We start from the raw sequence: 15,431 nt of genomic DNA on the forward strand, positions 1-15,431 counted from the left end.
TGAAGGGGGTGGTTCGCTGGTTTGGCGGCTGCGGGTTCGTCGTGGCTGTTCGCGCAGTTCCCCGCGCCCCTTAGGTACGTTGCCCTTCGGCACGTTTTAGCGTTGCTGTATGTCCTACTTCGACGCTGCATCCAGTGCGCCTCTCCATCCCGTGGCACGTCAGGCGCTGTTGGCCTCTTTGGATGAAGGGTGGGCCGATCCCGCGCGGTTGTACCGGGAGGGGCGGCGGGCGCGGATGTTGCTGGACGCCGCGCGGGAGGCGGCCGCGGAGGCGGTGGGCTGCCGGCCTGACGAACTGGTCTTCACCGGTTCCGGGACAAGGGCCCTGCACAGCGGCGTGGCGGGGGCGTTGGCCGGGCGGCGGCGCGTCGGACGCCACCTGATCGTGTCATCGGTCGAACATTCCGCCGTGCTCCATTCGGCCGAGTCGCATGAGCGGGAGGGCGGCACGGTCACTCGAGTGGGTGTCGACCGGGCGGGACGGGTGAGTCCGTCGGCGTACGCGGAGGTGCTCCGGGAGGACACCGCGCTGGCGTGTCTGCAGTCCGCCAACCACGAGGTGGGGACCGTGCAGCCGGTGGCGGAGGTGGCCGAGGTGTGCCGGGCGGCCGGGGTGCCGCTGCTGGTGGACGCGGCGCAGTCACTGGGATGGGGCCCGGTGGAGGGCGAGTGGTCCCTGTTGACGGGGAGCGCCCATAAATGGGGCGGTCCGTCCGGGGTCGGGCTGCTCGTCGTCCGCAAGGGCGTGCGCTTCGCGGCCCAAGGACCGGTCGACGAGCGGGAGTCCGGGCGTGCCGCCGGCTTCGAGAACATCCCGGCGATCGTCGCGGCCGTCGCGTCCCTGCGGGCGGTACGCGCCGAGGCCGCCCAGGAGGCCGTACGGCTGCGGGAGCTGACGGAGCGGATCCGCGCGCGGGTGCCTCAGCTGGTGCCGGACGTGGAGGTCGTCGGCGACCCGGACCACCGCCTGCCCGGCATCGTCACCTTCTCCTGCCTCTACGTCGACGGGGAGGCCCTCCTGCACGAACTGGACCGGGCCGGCTTCTCCGTCTCCTCCGGCTCCTCCTGCACGAGCAGCACCCTGACGCCCAGCCACGTCCTGAAGGCCATGGGCGTCCTGACCGAGGGCAACGTCCGCGTGTCCCTGCCGATGGGCGCGGTGTCCGAGGACGTCGAGGGCTTCCTGGACACCCTGCCCGGCACGGTCACCGCCGTACGGGAGAAGCTGGGGGCGCCGACACCGTCCGCGGTCGTCCACGAGGACGAGCTGGTGGTCGACGCCCTCGGCAAGCGCTGCCCGATCCCGGTCATCGAACTGGCCAAGGTGATCGGAGACGTACCCGTGGGTGGCCTGGTCAGGGTCCTGTCCGACGACGAGGCAGCTCGACTGGACATCCCGGCGTGGTGCGAGATGCGCGAACAGGAGTACGTGGGCGAGGAGAAGGCGGAAAAGGGAACCGCGTACTTGGTACGTAGGTCTACGTGAGGTAGCCCTCAGGGGCGCGGGGCTGTGTCGATATGCGGCTACCGCCGCGTGGGCGCGACCAGCCCCCCACAACCCGCAGACGAAACTCAGCCGAGATGCCCACGCACCTCGTCCGCGGCCTCATGCCCGTACGCCTTGGTGAACCGGTCCATGAAGTGCGCCCGCCGCAACTGGTACTCCTGCGTACCAACGGTCTCGATCACCAGCGTGGCGAGCATGCACCCGACCTGCGCGGCACGCTCGAGCGAAACGCCCCACGCCAGCCCCGAGAGGAACCCCGCCCGGAAAGCGTCGCCGACACCGGTCGGGTCGGCCTTGCGCTCCTCCTCGGCGCAGCCGACCTCGATGACCGGCTCGCCCACGCGCTCGATGCGCACGCCGCGCGACCCGAGCGTGGTCACCCGGTGGCCGACCTTGGCCAGGATCTCCGCGTCGCTCCAGCCGGTCTTGGACTCGATGAGCCCCTTCTCGTACTCGTTGGAGAAGAGGTACGTCGCCCCGTCCAGCAGTATCCGGATCTCCTCGCCGTTCATCCGGGCGATCTGCTGGGAGAAGTCGGCCGCGAACGGAATGCTCCGCGTCCGGCACTCCTCGGTGTGGCGGAGCATCGCCTCGGGGTCGTCGGCGCCGATGAGGACGAGGTCGAGGCCGCCGACCCGGTCGGAGACGGTCTTGAGCTCGATCTGCCGGGCCTCGCTCATCGCACCGGTGTAGAAGGAGCCGATCTGGTTGTGGTCGGCGTCCGTGGTGCACACGAAGCGGGCGGTGTGCAGGGTCTCGGAGATACGGACCGAGCCGGTGTCGACGCCGTGCCGGTCCAGCCAGGCCCGGTACTCGTCGAAGTCGAAGCCGGCCGCGCCGACCAGGATCGGGTGGGTGCCGAGCTGGCCCATGCCGAACGCGATGTTCGCGCCGACGCCGCCCCGCCGTACGTCGAGGTTGTCGACCAGGAAGGAGAGCGAGACCGTGTGCAGCTGGTCCGCGACGAACTGGTCGGCGAACCGGCCGGGGAAGGTCATGAGGTGGTCGGTGGCGATGGAGCCGGTGACTGCGATGCGCACGGCGTGGGTCTCCTGGGTGGAGGGGTAATGACAGTCCACGCTACCCGGTATGCGGTGCGGCCCAGAAGCAGGCAAAACTACCCGATAGTAGATCTTTCTTCGTGAGTGCGGTCGTGCATACGGTGCGGTCATGACGAACCTCAAGGCTCCCGCCGCCCCCGCTCGGGCCGACCTCGACGGCGACCTGGCGTCCCTGCGCGGCGACTGTGCCCGGATGGCCCCGCACTGGGCGGTCGCGGACCGGCTCGACGCCCACCCGGTCTCCCCGTCCAGCATCCACGGCGTGACGGTGCCGCCGGCGTCGGCCCGGCTGCTGGACGCGATGTCGGACTACGGGGACTGAGGGGCGCCCGAACGGGTGAACCAGCGCATGGCAGGGAACCTCACGCTCCCCCGCTGCGTCTCATCGCCGTCCCCCCTCGGGGGGAAGCGAGATACGACCCTCCAGCAGCAGGAGCGATGCGGTGAACACCGAGCGATCCGACAACCCCGATCGCGACGACGCCGTCGCGGGTGAGGCAGGCACGTCCGCCGAGGAGCGGCCGGGGCGGCGCCGTCCGCCCGTCGTGGCCTCCGTCGCCGCGGCCGTGCTGCTCGTAGCGGGCGGCGGCGCCTACCTCGCCGCGTCCGTGACCGGCGGTTCCGGCGATTCCGGCCGTGCGTCCTCCGGTGCGCCCGGCGACGACGGCACTCCCCCACCACTCGCCCTCGACGGCTACTCCGAGGGCGGCGGCGCCGGTATCGCGCCGGGCGAGCCCGACCCGAACGGCGCCGTCTACCGGGCCGGGGGCACACTGCCCGACGGCCCGGACTCGGCGCCCGTCTACCGGGCGAAGGGCGAGGTCACCCAGGACGACGTGGCGAGGCTGGCGGCCGCGCTGGACATCGCGGGCACCCCGGTCCTGCAGGGCCAGTCCTGGCGGGTCGGCGCGAAGGACGACTCCGGGCCGACCCTCCAGGTGAACCGGCAGGCGCCGGGCACCTGGACGTTCCACCGGTACGCGCCCGGCACGGACAACTGCAAGCCGAACGCCACCCAGTGCCCGCACCGCGGCCCGATGGCCCCGGCCGCCGACCCGGTGAGCGAGGACGCCGCGAAGAAGGCGGCCGCGCCGGTGCTGAAGGCCGTCGGCCAGGACGACGCCAAGGTCGACGCGAGCCAGGTCATGGGCGCGCAGCGGCTGGTCAACGCCGACCCTGTGATCGGCGGGCTGCCGACGTACGGCTGGGCGACCGGTCTGACGGTCGGCGTGGACGGCGAGATCGTCGGCGGCAACGGCCAGCTCGAGGCGCCGGTGAAGGGCGACACGTATCCGGTGCTGGGCGCGCGCGAGACCCTGGAGCGGATGAACGCGGGCTCGGTCCGCGAGGGTTCGGGCGTCGGCGGCTGTGCGAGCCCCGAGCCGCTGGAGGAGTCGGGGCAGATCGCGCCCTGTGAGCCCGAGCCGCTGGAGAAGCAGACGATCGAGGTGCGCGGGGCGGTCTTCGGGCTGGCGTCGCACGTCGTGGACGGGCGGCAGGCCCTGGTGCCGTCGTGGCTGTTCGAGGTGCGGGCACCGGGGGCGGAGGACACCTTCACGGTGACGCATCCGGCGGTCGAGCCGCGCTATCTCGCCTCCCCCGCTCCGGGCAACCCGCCGCCCGGTGAGCCGACCGCTCCGCCGAGCCCGCGGCCGACCGGGCCGGGCCCGGACGAGCCGACCTCCGCGCCGAGCCCGCGCGATGTGCGGGTGGAGGCGTACGAGGCCGAGGGCCGTGAGCTGACCGTGCGCTTCACGGGCGGGGTGTGCGCGGACTACACGGTGGCGGCGGCCGAGAGCGCGGACCGGGTGACGGTGACGGTCACCGAGAAGCCCTGGCCGGGCAAGATGTGCATCCTCATCGCCAAGGTCTTCCACCGGACCGTGCAGCTGGACGAGCCGCTCGGGGACCGCCGGGTGGTCGGCTCGAACGACAGGAGCGTCCCGCTGGAGAAGCCGGGGGCGCGGCTGCCGGAGGCTTCCACGGCGCGGTAGCCGAGGCTTCACGGCCCGGTGGCCGAAGCGAGCGGATACGACGACGGCGGCGGCCCCCCTTCATCAGGGGGACCGCCGCCGTCGTCGTCGCGCTGCCTCGGAAGGTCAGACTGTACGACTTAGTTGAACGAGTCGCCGCAGGCGCAGGAGCCGGTCGCGTTCGGGTTGTCGATCGTGAAGCCCTGCTTCTCGATCGTGTCCACGAAGTCGACCGTGGCGCCGCCCAGGTACGGGGCGCTCATGCGGTCCGTGACGACCTTCACACCGCCGAAGTCCTTCACGACGTCGCCGTCGAGCGAGCGCTCGTCGAAGAAGAGCTGGTAGCGCAGGCCGGAGCAGCCGCCGGGCTGGACGGCGACGCGCAGGGCGAGGTCGTCACGGCCTTCCTGGTCGAGCAGGGTCTTGACCTTGGACGCGGCGGCGTCGGTCAGGATGATGCCGTCGGTGACGGTGCTGGTCTCGTCCGATACGGACATCTACATCTCTCCCGGGTTGTACGGAGACTGCTTGCCGACGGTTGCAACCGGCGGGGCCTCGGATTCATTCCGGGCCGGTCCTTCTTCTCATTCCGGGCCGGTCCTTCTTTTCATGCTCGCACACCGGGTCCGGGGCAGGAAATGTCCTGCGGCACAGCCTGCCCGAACGGCATCGGGATTCACGTCACATCGACACTATGGCCATCGTCAAACTGACGTGAAGCGGTTATGATAGATAGCGTCAGTTCGACGAGAAGAAGAAAGGGTGCGTGTCGTGACCACCGCCCAGACCACCCCGGACCTCGACGTCCAGCCGTCTCCGCTCGCCCTGCTGCTCCTCGGTCGTGAGGCCGACCCGAAGAGCGAGCGCGGTGTCGAGTGTCCCGGTGACCTTCCGTCGCCGTCCGACCCGGACCTGGTCGAGCGGGCCCGTGCCGCCAAGGAGAAGCTCGGCGACAAGGTGTTCGTGCTCGGCCACCACTACCAGCGCGACGAGGTCATCCAGTTCGCGGACGTCACGGGCGACTCCTTCAAGCTGGCCCGGGACGCGGCCGCGCGCCCGGAGGCCGAGTACATCGTGTTCTGCGGTGTGCACTTCATGGCCGAGTCCGCGGACATCCTGACGACCGACGACCAGAAGGTCGTCCTGCCCGACCTGGCAGCCGGCTGCTCGATGGCCGACATGGCCACCGCCGAGCAGGTCGCCGAGTGCTGGGACGTGCTGACCGAGGCGGGCATAGCCGAGCAGGTCGTGCCGGTGTCGTACATGAACTCCTCGGCCGACATCAAGGCCTTCACCGGCAAGCACGGCGGCACGATCTGCACCTCCTCCAACGCCCAGCGGGCGCTGGAGTGGGCGTTCGAGCAGGGCGAGAAGGTGCTGTTCCTCCCCGACCAGCACCTGGGCCGCAACACCGCCGTCCGCGACATGGGCATGTCCCTGGACGACTGCGTGCTCTACAACCCGCACAAGCCGAACGGCGGCCTGACCGTCGAGGAGCTGCGTGCCGCGAAGATGATCCTGTGGCGCGGCCACTGCTCGGTACACGGCCGCTTCAGCCTGGACTCGGTGAACGACGTGCGCGAGCGCATCCCGGGCGTGAACGTCCTGGTGCACCCCGAGTGCCGGCACGAGGTCGTCGCCGCGGCGGACTACGTCGGCTCGACCGAGTACATCATCAAGACGCTGGAGGCCGCCCCGGCCGGCTCCAAGTGGGCCATCGGCACGGAGCTGAACCTGGTCCGCCGCCTGGCGAACCGTTTCGCTCCCGAGGGCAAGGAGATCGTCTTCCTCGACAAGACGGTCTGCTTCTGCTCCACGATGAACCGCATCGACCTGCCCCACCTGGTCTGGGCCCTGGAGTCCCTGGCCGAGGGCAACCTCGTCAACCGCATCGAGGTCGACAAGGAGACCGAGGCGTTCGCCAAGCTGGCGCTGGAGCGGATGCTCGCCCTGCCGTAACCCCGGCCGGCCGCGGCCCCGCCGTCAGTCCGGGAGGGTCTTCCCTTCCGGGTCGGCGGGGTCGAGGCTGAAGACGGCGCCGTCGCCGGTGGCGACCACCAGGGTGCCCTTGTAGAGGAGTACGGCGGGCCCTGTCATGCCGTTGGAGGTCACTCCCGGCCGCGGCAGCGTCTCCCACAGAAGGGTGCCGTCGCGCCCGTCGAGGGCGGCCACCCGGCCGGTGCCGCTGGCCAGGTACACGGTGTGCGTTCGGGGATCGTATGTGGGCTCGCCGGGTTCCTCCAGGCTGGTGCGGGCCTGCCACTCCTGTTCGCCGGTGCGCGGGGAGACCGCGGTCACCACGCCGCTCTCGGTGACGAACCACAGCAAGCCGCCCGACAGCGCCGGCTCCCCCTCGTAGCCCTTCGCCGGCTTCGCCGTCGTACGGGTACCGGTGGCCGGGTCGATCAGCACGACCCGCTCGTACAGCGGGGCGTCCAGGGACGACTCGTCCGGGGAGCCCGACTGGAGCAGGAGCAGCTTCCCGTCCAGGAGGCCGAGGACGCCGCTGCCGGGCGGGACCGTCAGCCGCCGCTGCGAGCCGTCGGACGGGTCCAGGGCCAGCAGCACGGAGTCGTCGGACGCCTCCACGTCGCCCATGCACTCGGCGTACACCTCGGCGCCGTCCGGCAGGAACGAGCAGTACGCGCCCTTGGGCATCTTCGCGGTCCAGCGCTCGGCTCCGGTGCGCGGGGAGCGAGCCGTCACAGCGGTGCCCCCGCCGGAGGTGATGGCCAAGCCCGCGGACAGGGCCAGGTCGAGGTTCATGTCATCCGACCGGTGCTTCCACAGCTGCCGACCGGTCTCGGCGTCGAGGCCGAGTACATAGACCGGATCCGTCTCGGCGGATTCCGAGGTGATGGACTGGCGCAGCAGCACCGTCCCGTCGCGGACGCCGAGCAGCGTGGCGCTGTACGACTCCTTCTCCGGGTCGATGCTCGCGATATCGGCACGCCAGAGGGTCTTCCCGGTCCGGGCGTCCAGGCGGACGGGCAGGATGCTGTCGCCCGCGCAGTAGACGGCGTCTCCGCGCGTCAGACAGTTGGGCTCGGCCCCGACCATGCTGCCGCCGACGGATCCCACCACCAACGCGCCCTCGTCAGACGTGTCGAACACCGTCGTCTGCCACGGCCGCCAGCCCTCCGGCAGGGTCGGCTCCCGGCTCTCCGCCAGCCCCGGCCCGATCAGCAGGTACGCCGTCAGCCCGAGGACCAGCGCGCCGACCGTGCTGGTCGCCGCGAGCAGCGGGCGCGCACGGCGCCGGCGGCCGGGTCGCTCGGCCCCCGCCTCCGCCCCCGCCTCCGCCCCCGCCTCCGCCTCCGCCTCCGCCGGAGCCTTCGCGCCGAGGACCACCGTGGGCGGGTCGTCGTCCCCCTCGTCCGGCAGAACGGTCGCGAACCGGCGGGCCAGCTCGTCCAGTTCCGGCCGGTCCGACGCCTCCTTGGCCAGGCAGTGTTCCAGGATGTCGCGCAGCGGCTGTCGTACGCCGTCCAGGACGGGGGCGTCGTGGACCACCCGGTACGCCGTCAGATAGGGGCTGTCCGCGTCGAAGGGGCCCCGGCCGGTGAGGGTGAACACCAGCAGCGCGCCGAGCGAGAAGACGTCGGAGGCGGGGCCGACCGAGCGGGCGTCGGTGAGCTGCTCGGGAGACATGAACGGCGGCGTGCCGATCATCTGGCCGGTCTCGGTGAGGGTGTTGTTCTCGGCGGCCCGGGAGATGCCGAAGTCGATGACGCGGGGGCCGTCGCCGGCGATCAGGACGTTGGCCGGTTTGAGGTCGCGGTGCACCACCCCGGCCCGGTGGATGTCCCGCAGCGCCTCCACCAGGCCCAGGGCCAGCCGGCGCAGTTCGGCCTCCTTGACGGGGCCCTGCTCGCGGATGCGGGTGGCGAGCGAGAGACCGGGCACGTACTGCGTCGCCATCCACGGGCGGGCCGCCTCCGGGTCGGCGTCCACGACCGGCGCGGTGAAGGCGCCGCTCACCTTGCGGACGGCCGCGATCTCCTGCCGGAACCGGGCGCGGAAGACCGCGTCCTCGGCGTACTGGGCGTGCACCACCTTGACGGCGACCTCGCGTCCGGAGCGCGCTCTGCCCCGGTAGACGACGCCCATGCCACCGGCCCCCAGCCGGTCGAGAAGCTTGTACCCGCCGACCGACCTCGGATCGTCCTTGTGCAGCGGCACGCTCCGATCCCTCTCCCCCGTATGCCAGTTGAGACAGCAGGATACGAGGCATGGACACGCCGACGGCCGGGTTCCGTGCATGAGGCATGGAACCCGGCCGCCGAAAAAGCCGTCAGACCCCGGCAGGTTCCTGCTGGGCGGGCACTGCGGCCTTCTTCTCCCGCTTGGCCGCCCGCTTCCTCGCGCGGCGCTCCTTGCGCAGCTCCAGCATGGCGTAGAGCGTCGGGACGAGGAGGAGGGTCAGCAGGGTGGAGGTGATCAGGCCGCCGATGACGACCACGGCGAGCGGCTGGGCGATGAAGCCGCCTTCGCCGGTGATGCCGAGGGCCATCGGGAGCAGGGCGAAGATGGTCGCCAGGGCGGTCATCAGGATCGGGCGCAGCCGGTGGCGGCCGCCCTCGACGACGGCCTCGACGACGCCGTGGCCCTGCCTGCGGTACTGGTTGATCAGGTCGATCAACACGATCGCGTTGGTGACGACGATGCCGATCAGCATCAGCATGCCGATCATCGCGGGGACGCCCATCGGGGTGCCGGTGGCCACCAGCAGGCCGATCGCGCCGGTCGCGGCGAACGGGATGGAGACCAGCAGGATCAGCGGCTGGGCCAGCGAGCGGAAGGTCGCCACCAGCAGCATGAACACGATCGCGATGGCGGCGAGCATCGCCAGGCCCAGGTTGGCGAACGCCTCGTCCTGGTCGGAGGAGACTCCGCCGATCTCGGCCGTGGCGCCCGCGGGCAGCTTCAGCTTGTCGATCGCCGACTGGAGGTCGGCGCTGACCGCGCCGGTGTTGTCGCCGGTCGGGCGGGCCGTGATGGTGGCGGCGCGCTGACCGTCGATCCGGGTCATGGAGACGGGCCCGTCGACCAGCTTCACGGTCGCGATGTCACCGAGCTGCACCCGGCCCAGCGGCAGCTTGCGCAGCTCGGCGAGGGTCTCGGCGGGCTGCGCCGAGCGGATGACGATGTCGCGCTCGGTGTCGTCCAGGGTGGCCTGGGCGGCGGTGGTGCCGCGGACCGCCTGGGTGACGGCCATGCCGAGCGTCTGGTCGCTGAACCCCGCCGCGGCGGCCTTGCTGTTGGCCTTGACCGAGATGCGCGGGACGCTCTGGGCGAGGTCGCTGGTGACGTCGGTGACGTCGTCGAGCTCGGCGACGGTGCCGCGGACCTGCTCGGCGGCCTCGCGCAGGGCGCCGGCGTCGGCGGCCTTCACGACCACGCTGAGGTCCTGGCTGCCGAAGCCGTCACCGGCCGCGACGGTGGTGCTGCCGATGCCGGACAGCTTCTTCAGCCCGGCCTCGATGCGGTCGGTGACGTCGTCGGAGGACGCCGAGTCCTCCAGCATCACGTTGTACTGCGCCTGGTTGGTGTCCGTGCCGCCGCCGAAGGCCGCCATGAACCCGGAGGAGCCGACGGTGACCTGGTAGTCCTTGACGCCCTCGGTGTCCGCGAGCAGCTTCTCGACCTTCTTGGCCTGGGCGTCGGTCGCGGCCAGGCTGGTGCCGGGCGCCAGCTCCTGACGGACGGTGAGCACCTCCTGGTCGCCCTGGTCGAAGAAGTTCGTCTTCAGCAGGGGTGCCATGCCGAAGGTGCCGACCAGGATCACGATCGCCAGCGCCACACTGGTCATCCGGCGCCGGGTGGCGAACCGCAGGACAGGGACGTAGATCCGCTGCAGGCGGCTGTTCGCCTCCTTCTCCTCGGCCAGGCGGCGTGCCTCCTCGGCGTCCTCGGGGGTGCCCTTGGGGGCGCGCAGGAACCAGTACGACAGCACGGGCACGACCGTCAGCGACACCAGCAGCGACGCCAGCAGGGCGGCCGTGACGGTGAGGCTGAAGGAGCCGAACAGCTCGCCGACCATGCCGCCGACCAGGCCGATCGGCAGGAACACGGCGACGGTGGTGAGGGTGGAGGAGGTGACCGCGCCCGCGACCTCGCGGACGGCGTCGAGAATGGCCGGTTCGCGTTCCTCGCCGTAGCCGAGGTGGCGCTTGATGTTCTCCAGGACGACGATCGAGTCGTCCACGACCCGGCCGATGGCGATGGTCAGCGCGCCGAGGGTGAGCATGTTCAGCGACAGGTCGCGCGTCCACAGCACGATCAGCGCCAGCACCACCGACAGCGGGATGGACACGGCCGTCACCAGCGTCGAGCGGATCGACGCGAGGAACACCAGGATGACCAGGACGGCGAAGAGCAGACCGAGGGCGCCCTCGGTGGTCAGGCCCTCGATGGACTTCTTCACCGCCGGACCCTGGTCGCTGACGATCGTGAGGGTCGCTCCGGAGCCGAGGGCCTCGCGCATCTCGGGCAGCTTGTCCTCGACGGCGTCGGAGATCGCGACCGCGCTGCCGTCGTGGTCCATCGTGACCATCACGGCGAGGCTGGGCCGGCCGTTCGTGCGGGTGAGGGCGTCGGCGCGGGCCTGCTCCTGCTCGACGGAGGCCACGTCACCGAGGCGCACCGGCCGCTTGCCGGCCTCGCCGGTGACCATCAGGTCCTCGATCTGCGACAGCGAGGTGAAGCCGCCGCCGACCTGGACGGTCCGGTTGGCGCCGGCCTCGTCGAAGGAGCCGGCCGGGACGGTGGCGCCGCCCGCCTGGAGGGCCTGGGCGAGGGACTGCGAGGTCAGCCCGGCCGCGGCCAGCTTGCGGTCGTCCGGCGTGACGGTGACCTGGAGGTCGCGCACTCCGTCGACGGTGACCTGGCCGACGCCGTCGATGTCCTTCAGGTCCGGCACGATCGTGCGGTCCAGCTGGTCGGCGAGGGCCTGCTGGTCCTTGTCGGAGGTGACGGCCAGGACGACGGTCGGCATGTCGTCGGTGGAGCCGGCGATGACCTGCGGGTCGACGTCGTCGGGGAGCTGGACGCGGGCGCGGTTGACGGCCTGCTGCACATCGGCGACGAGCTGCTTGGTGTCGTTGCCGTAGTCGAAGGACGCCATGATCACGGCGTTGCCCTCGCTCGCCGTGGAGGTGACGCCGGTGATGCCGTCGACGGCTTCGAGGTTGTCCTCGATCGGCTCGACGACCTGCTTCTCGACCACGTCCGGGGACGCGCCCTGGTACGGCGCGAGGACCGACACCACGGGCAGTTCGATGGTGGGCAGCAGCTGCTGCTTGAGCTGGGGTATCGCTATCGCCCCGAAGGCGAGCGCGATGATCGACATCAGCCCGATCAGGGCCCTTTGCGCGAGGCTGAATCTCGACAGCCAGGACATGGGTCAGGGTCTCTTTTCGACGGCCGGAGCGGAGATACGGGCGCACAGCAGCACCCACCCCAACACCCTGGGCCATCCCCGGGCCGTGCCGCGTAGCCCCCAGGTCCCGTTCCTTATGCCGCGCATACTGCGGGTGCAGTAGGGCCCGGGTGGGGTCAGTCAGCCTTTGGACGGACCAGCCCCGACTCGTACGCGATGACCACCAGCTGGGCCCGGTCCCGGGCGCCCAGCTTGGCCATGGCCCGGTTGACGTGCGTCTTCACGGTGAGCGGGCTGACGGTGAGCCGCTCGGCGATCTCGTCGTTGGAGTGCCCGCCCGCGACCTGCACCAGCACCTCGCGCTCGCGCACCGTCAGCGCGTCCAGCCGCTCGGAGCCGGCGGGGTCGGGACCCTCGCCGTCGTCGCCCTGGGCGAGGAACCGGGCGATCAGCCCCTTGGTGGCGGCCGGGGACAGCAGCGCCTCGCCGCCGGCCGCGACCCGGATCGCGTTCAGCAGCTCCTCGGGCTCCGACCCCTTGCCGAGGAACCCGGAGGCGCCCGCGCGCAGCGACTGCACGACGTAGTCGTCGACCTCGAACGTCGTCAGGATGACCACCCTGACCTGGGCGAGCGCCGGGTCGGCGCTGATCAGCCGGGTCGCGGCGAGCCCGTCGGTGCCGGGCATGCGGATGTCCATCAGGACGACGTCGGCCCGCAGCTCCCCGGCCAGCCGCACGGCCTCGGCGCCGTCGGACGCCTCCCCGACGACCTCCATGTCCGGCTCGGAGTCGACCAGCACCCGGAAGGCGCTGCGCAGCAGGGCCTGGTCGTCGGCGAGCAGGACACGGATCGTCATACGTCAGTCCTCGCTTGAGCTGGTGCGGGTCTTGACCGGCAGGATCGCATGGACGCGAAAACCGCCGCCGTAGCGGGGACCGGTGGTCAGGGTGCCGCGTACGGCGGTGACGCGCTCGCGCATGCCGAGCAGGCCGTGCCCTCCGCCGTCGGCCGGGGCCTCGTCGCCGCTGCCGTCGTCGAGGACGCTGATCTCGATGCTCGGCCCCACCCGGACCACGCTCACCTCGGCCTTCGCGCTCTGCCCCGCGTGCTTCTGCACATTGGTGAGCGCCTCCTGGATCACCCGGTACGCGGCCAGGTCGACGGCGGCCGGCAGCCGGGTGCCCTGGTCGGTGCGGGCGACCTCGACCCGCAGCCCCGCCGCGCGGAAGGTGCCGACCAGCTCGTCGAGCCGGTCCAGCCCCGGCGCCGGCTCGGTCGGTGCCTCGGGGTCGCCGGACTGCCGCAGCAGCCCGACGGTCGCCCGCAGCTCGTTCAGCGCCGACCGGCTGGCCTCCCGCACATGGGCGAGGGCCTCCTTGGCCTGGTCGGGCCGCTTGTCCATGACATGTGCGGCCACTCCGGCCTGCACATTGACCAGCGCGATGTGGTGCGCGACCACGTCATGCAGGTCCCGGGCGATCCGCAGCCGCTCCTCGGCGACCCGTCGCCGCGCCTCCTCCTCGCGCGTGCGCTCCGCCTTCTCCGCGCGCTCCCGTATGGCCTGCACGAACGCTCGCCTGCTGCGCACCGCGTCGCCGCCCGCCGCGGCCATGCCCGTCCAGGCGAAGATGCCGAGGTTCTCCTGCGCGTACCAGGGCAGGGGCCCGGCGAGCATGGCCGCGCCGGTCAGCACGGTCATGGTGAGCAGGCCGACCCGCCAGGTGGTGTGCCGGTCGGTGGTGGCGGCGACGGTGTACAGCGCGATGACCGCGGCCATGGCGACCGGGGCGCGCGGGTCCCCGGTGACGCACTCCACGAGAGACAACCCGCCGGTGACGGCCAGTACCGTCCGGGGAGCCCGCCGCCGGAACACCAGCGCCACCGCCCCGAACGCCATCAGCACCAGACTGAGCGGGTCCGGCGTACGCAGCCCCCAGGTGACCCCGTTCTCCCCCCGAGGATCCACGAAGGAACCGGCCACCATGCACAGCAGCACACCGGCCGCCAGAGTCGCGTCCAGTGCGAGGGGATACGCCTTCATGCGAGCACGAACGCGGTCGAGGGGAGTCACGGGGCTAAACGGTAACGGCCCTTGAAGGGGCGCGGGGAACTGCGCGACAAGCCACGAACCACCCGCGGCCCGCAACGCGCACGGGCCCCCCGTTTCAGCCCGGAATCAGACCGTCGTCGCTGAGCATCTCCCGGACCTCCTCCAGCGACGCGTCCGGCGCCGGCAGGATGAGGTCCGACGGCTCGAGAGAGTCGTCGGGAAGCGGCGCACCGAGACGACGCACGGCGTCCAGGAGGGCGTTGAACGTCCGACGGAAGCCGGACTCGTCGCCACCCTCCAGTTCGGCCAGCAGCTCGTCGTCCAGCTTGTTCAGTTCGGCGAGGTGGCTGTCCTCCAGCCTCACCTGCCCCTCCCCCATGATCCGTACGATCATGTCGCCTCCCTCGGCGTGGGCCTTACTGCTTGTCGAACCGCGGAGCATCCTGCGGCTGCTGCTGAGACTGCTGCTGGGCGCCGCCCTCGATGGCCTGCCGGTCGGCGGAGCCACCCGCCAGCTCGGCCTTCATGCGCTGCAGCTCCAGCTCTACATCCGTACCACCGGACAGCCGGTCCAGCTCGGCCTGGATGTCGTCCTTGGCCACGCCCGTGGGGTCGTCGAGGGCGCCGGAGGCCAGCAGTTCGTCGATCGCGCCGGCGCGGGCCTGGAGCTGGGCGGTCTTGTCCTCGGCGCGCTGGATGGCCAGGCCGACGTCGCCCATCTCCTCGGAGATGCCGGTGAACGCCTCGCCGATCCGGGTCTGCGCCTGGGCCGCGGTGTAGGTCGCCTTGATGGTCTCCTTCTTCGTCCGGAAGGCGTCCACCTTCGCCTGGAGGCGCTGCGCCGCGAGGGTGAGCTTCTCCTCCTCGCCCTGGAGGGTGGCGTGCTGCGTCTCCAGGTCGGTCACCTGCTGCTGGAGGGCGGCCCGGCGCGAGAGTGCCTCGCGGGCCAGGTCCTCGCGGCCCAGCGCGAGCGCCTTGCGGCCCTGGTCCTCCAGCTTGGAGGACTGCTGCTGCAGCTGGTTGAGCTGGAGCTCCAGGCGCTTGCGCGAGGTGGCCACGTCGGCGACACCGCGGCGCACCTTCTGGAGCAGCTCCAGCTGCTTCTGGTACGAGTAGTCGAGGGTCTCGCGCGGGTCCTCGGCCCGGTCCAGGGCCTTGTTCGCCTTCGCGCGGAAGATCATCCCCATCCGCTTCATGACACCGCTCATGGGCTTTCCGCGCCCCCTTCTGACGGACTCCAGCTCACAGGTCTGCGACAGAACCCACAGTACGGGCCCTGCATCCATTGACGCACTGTTCCGGGTCGGATGCGCTCATCCCCGAGGACGACTGCGTACGCCCCGGCTCCGGCGTAGGGAGTAGGTGATCCCCGAGGGCCCGGAGGGGTCCTTCCGGAGTGCGCGCGACGTGCCCTCTGTCCCTGTACAGACGACTGGTGTTGCCGGATCGTTCCCCGCG

12 protein-coding genes are annotated in these 15,431 nt (G+C 71.3%); 4 read left to right on the plus strand and 8 right to left on the minus strand.

Annotated elements, in window-relative coordinates:
- Positions 1-109 precede the first annotated feature (109 nt).
- On the plus strand, positions 110-1,486 hold the full coding sequence (locus ACIQ6Y_RS08560; RefSeq protein WP_404034531.1) for a cysteine desulfurase/sulfurtransferase TusA family protein: 1,377 nt from the start codon (positions 110-112) through the stop codon (positions 1,484-1,486).
- An 86-nt stretch (positions 1,487-1,572) separates the two neighbouring features.
- Here the strand turns inward: ACIQ6Y_RS08560 and ACIQ6Y_RS08565 are convergent, their stop codons facing one another.
- Positions 1,573-2,547 (minus strand): carbohydrate kinase family protein, encoded by a 975-nt coding sequence (locus ACIQ6Y_RS08565; protein ID WP_404034533.1) that lies wholly within the window; start codon positions 2,545-2,547, stop codon positions 1,573-1,575.
- Positions 2,548-2,677: 130 nt separating this feature from the next.
- On the opposite strand from ACIQ6Y_RS08565, the gene ACIQ6Y_RS08570 reads away from it, so the two are divergent.
- Both ACIQ6Y_RS08570 and ACIQ6Y_RS08575 read left to right on the plus strand, forming a co-directional pair.
- Positions 2,678-2,890 (plus strand): hypothetical protein, encoded by a 213-nt coding sequence (locus ACIQ6Y_RS08570; RefSeq protein WP_404034535.1) that lies wholly within the window; start codon positions 2,678-2,680, stop codon positions 2,888-2,890.
- 121 nt (positions 2,891-3,011) lie between these two features.
- Positions 3,012-4,562, plus strand: coding sequence for a hypothetical protein (locus ACIQ6Y_RS08575; protein ID WP_404034536.1), 1,551 nt, complete (start codon positions 3,012-3,014; stop codon positions 4,560-4,562).
- A gap of 119 nt (positions 4,563-4,681) precedes the next feature.
- On the opposite strand, the gene ACIQ6Y_RS08580 is transcribed toward ACIQ6Y_RS08575, so the two are convergent.
- Positions 4,682-5,038, minus strand: coding sequence for a HesB/IscA family protein (locus tag ACIQ6Y_RS08580; protein ID WP_402497558.1), 357 nt, complete (start codon positions 5,036-5,038; stop codon positions 4,682-4,684).
- A gap of 274 nt (positions 5,039-5,312) precedes the next feature.
- Between ACIQ6Y_RS08580 and nadA the strand changes: the two genes are divergently transcribed.
- Positions 5,313-6,500, plus strand: coding sequence for a quinolinate synthase NadA (nadA, locus tag ACIQ6Y_RS08585; RefSeq protein ID WP_404034538.1), 1,188 nt, complete (start codon positions 5,313-5,315; stop codon positions 6,498-6,500).
- A 24-nt stretch (positions 6,501-6,524) separates the two neighbouring features.
- Here the strand turns inward: nadA and ACIQ6Y_RS08590 are convergent, their stop codons facing one another.
- The 6 genes from ACIQ6Y_RS08590 to ACIQ6Y_RS08615 all read right to left on the minus strand — a co-directional run bounded on the left by ACIQ6Y_RS08590 (position 6,525) and on the right by ACIQ6Y_RS08615 (position 15,181).
- Positions 6,525-8,723 carry a PQQ-binding-like beta-propeller repeat protein gene (locus ACIQ6Y_RS08590; RefSeq protein WP_404034540.1) on the minus strand — a complete coding sequence of 733 codons (2,199 nt, stop codon included), beginning with the start codon at positions 8,721-8,723 and terminating at the stop codon, positions 6,525-6,527.
- 112 nt (positions 8,724-8,835) lie between these two features.
- Positions 8,836-11,943 carry an efflux RND transporter permease subunit gene (locus ACIQ6Y_RS08595; protein ID WP_404034542.1) on the minus strand — a complete coding sequence of 1,036 codons (3,108 nt, stop codon included), beginning with the start codon at positions 11,941-11,943 and terminating at the stop codon, positions 8,836-8,838.
- Between the two features lie 155 nt (positions 11,944-12,098).
- Positions 12,099-12,779, minus strand: a complete 681-nt coding sequence (locus ACIQ6Y_RS08600; RefSeq protein ID WP_404034544.1) for a response regulator — start codon at positions 12,777-12,779, stop codon at positions 12,099-12,101.
- Between the two features lie 3 nt (positions 12,780-12,782).
- On the minus strand, positions 12,783-13,964 hold the full coding sequence (locus ACIQ6Y_RS08605; RefSeq protein ID WP_404034546.1) for a sensor histidine kinase: 1,182 nt from the start codon (positions 13,962-13,964) through the stop codon (positions 12,783-12,785).
- Between the two features lie 124 nt (positions 13,965-14,088).
- A complete protein-coding gene (locus tag ACIQ6Y_RS08610; RefSeq protein ID WP_404034548.1) occupies positions 14,089-14,367 on the minus strand; it encodes a hypothetical protein in 279 nt (92 codons plus the stop codon).
- Positions 14,368-14,389: 22 nt separating this feature from the next.
- Positions 14,390-15,181, minus strand: a complete 792-nt coding sequence (locus ACIQ6Y_RS08615; RefSeq protein ID WP_404034550.1) for a PspA/IM30 family protein — start codon at positions 15,179-15,181, stop codon at positions 14,390-14,392.
- Positions 15,182-15,431: the final 250 nt, after the last annotated feature.

The sequence above is a fragment of the Streptomyces sp. NPDC096205 genome (genome assembly GCF_044763135.1).
Classification (GTDB): domain Bacteria; phylum Actinomycetota; class Actinomycetes; order Streptomycetales; family Streptomycetaceae; genus Streptomyces.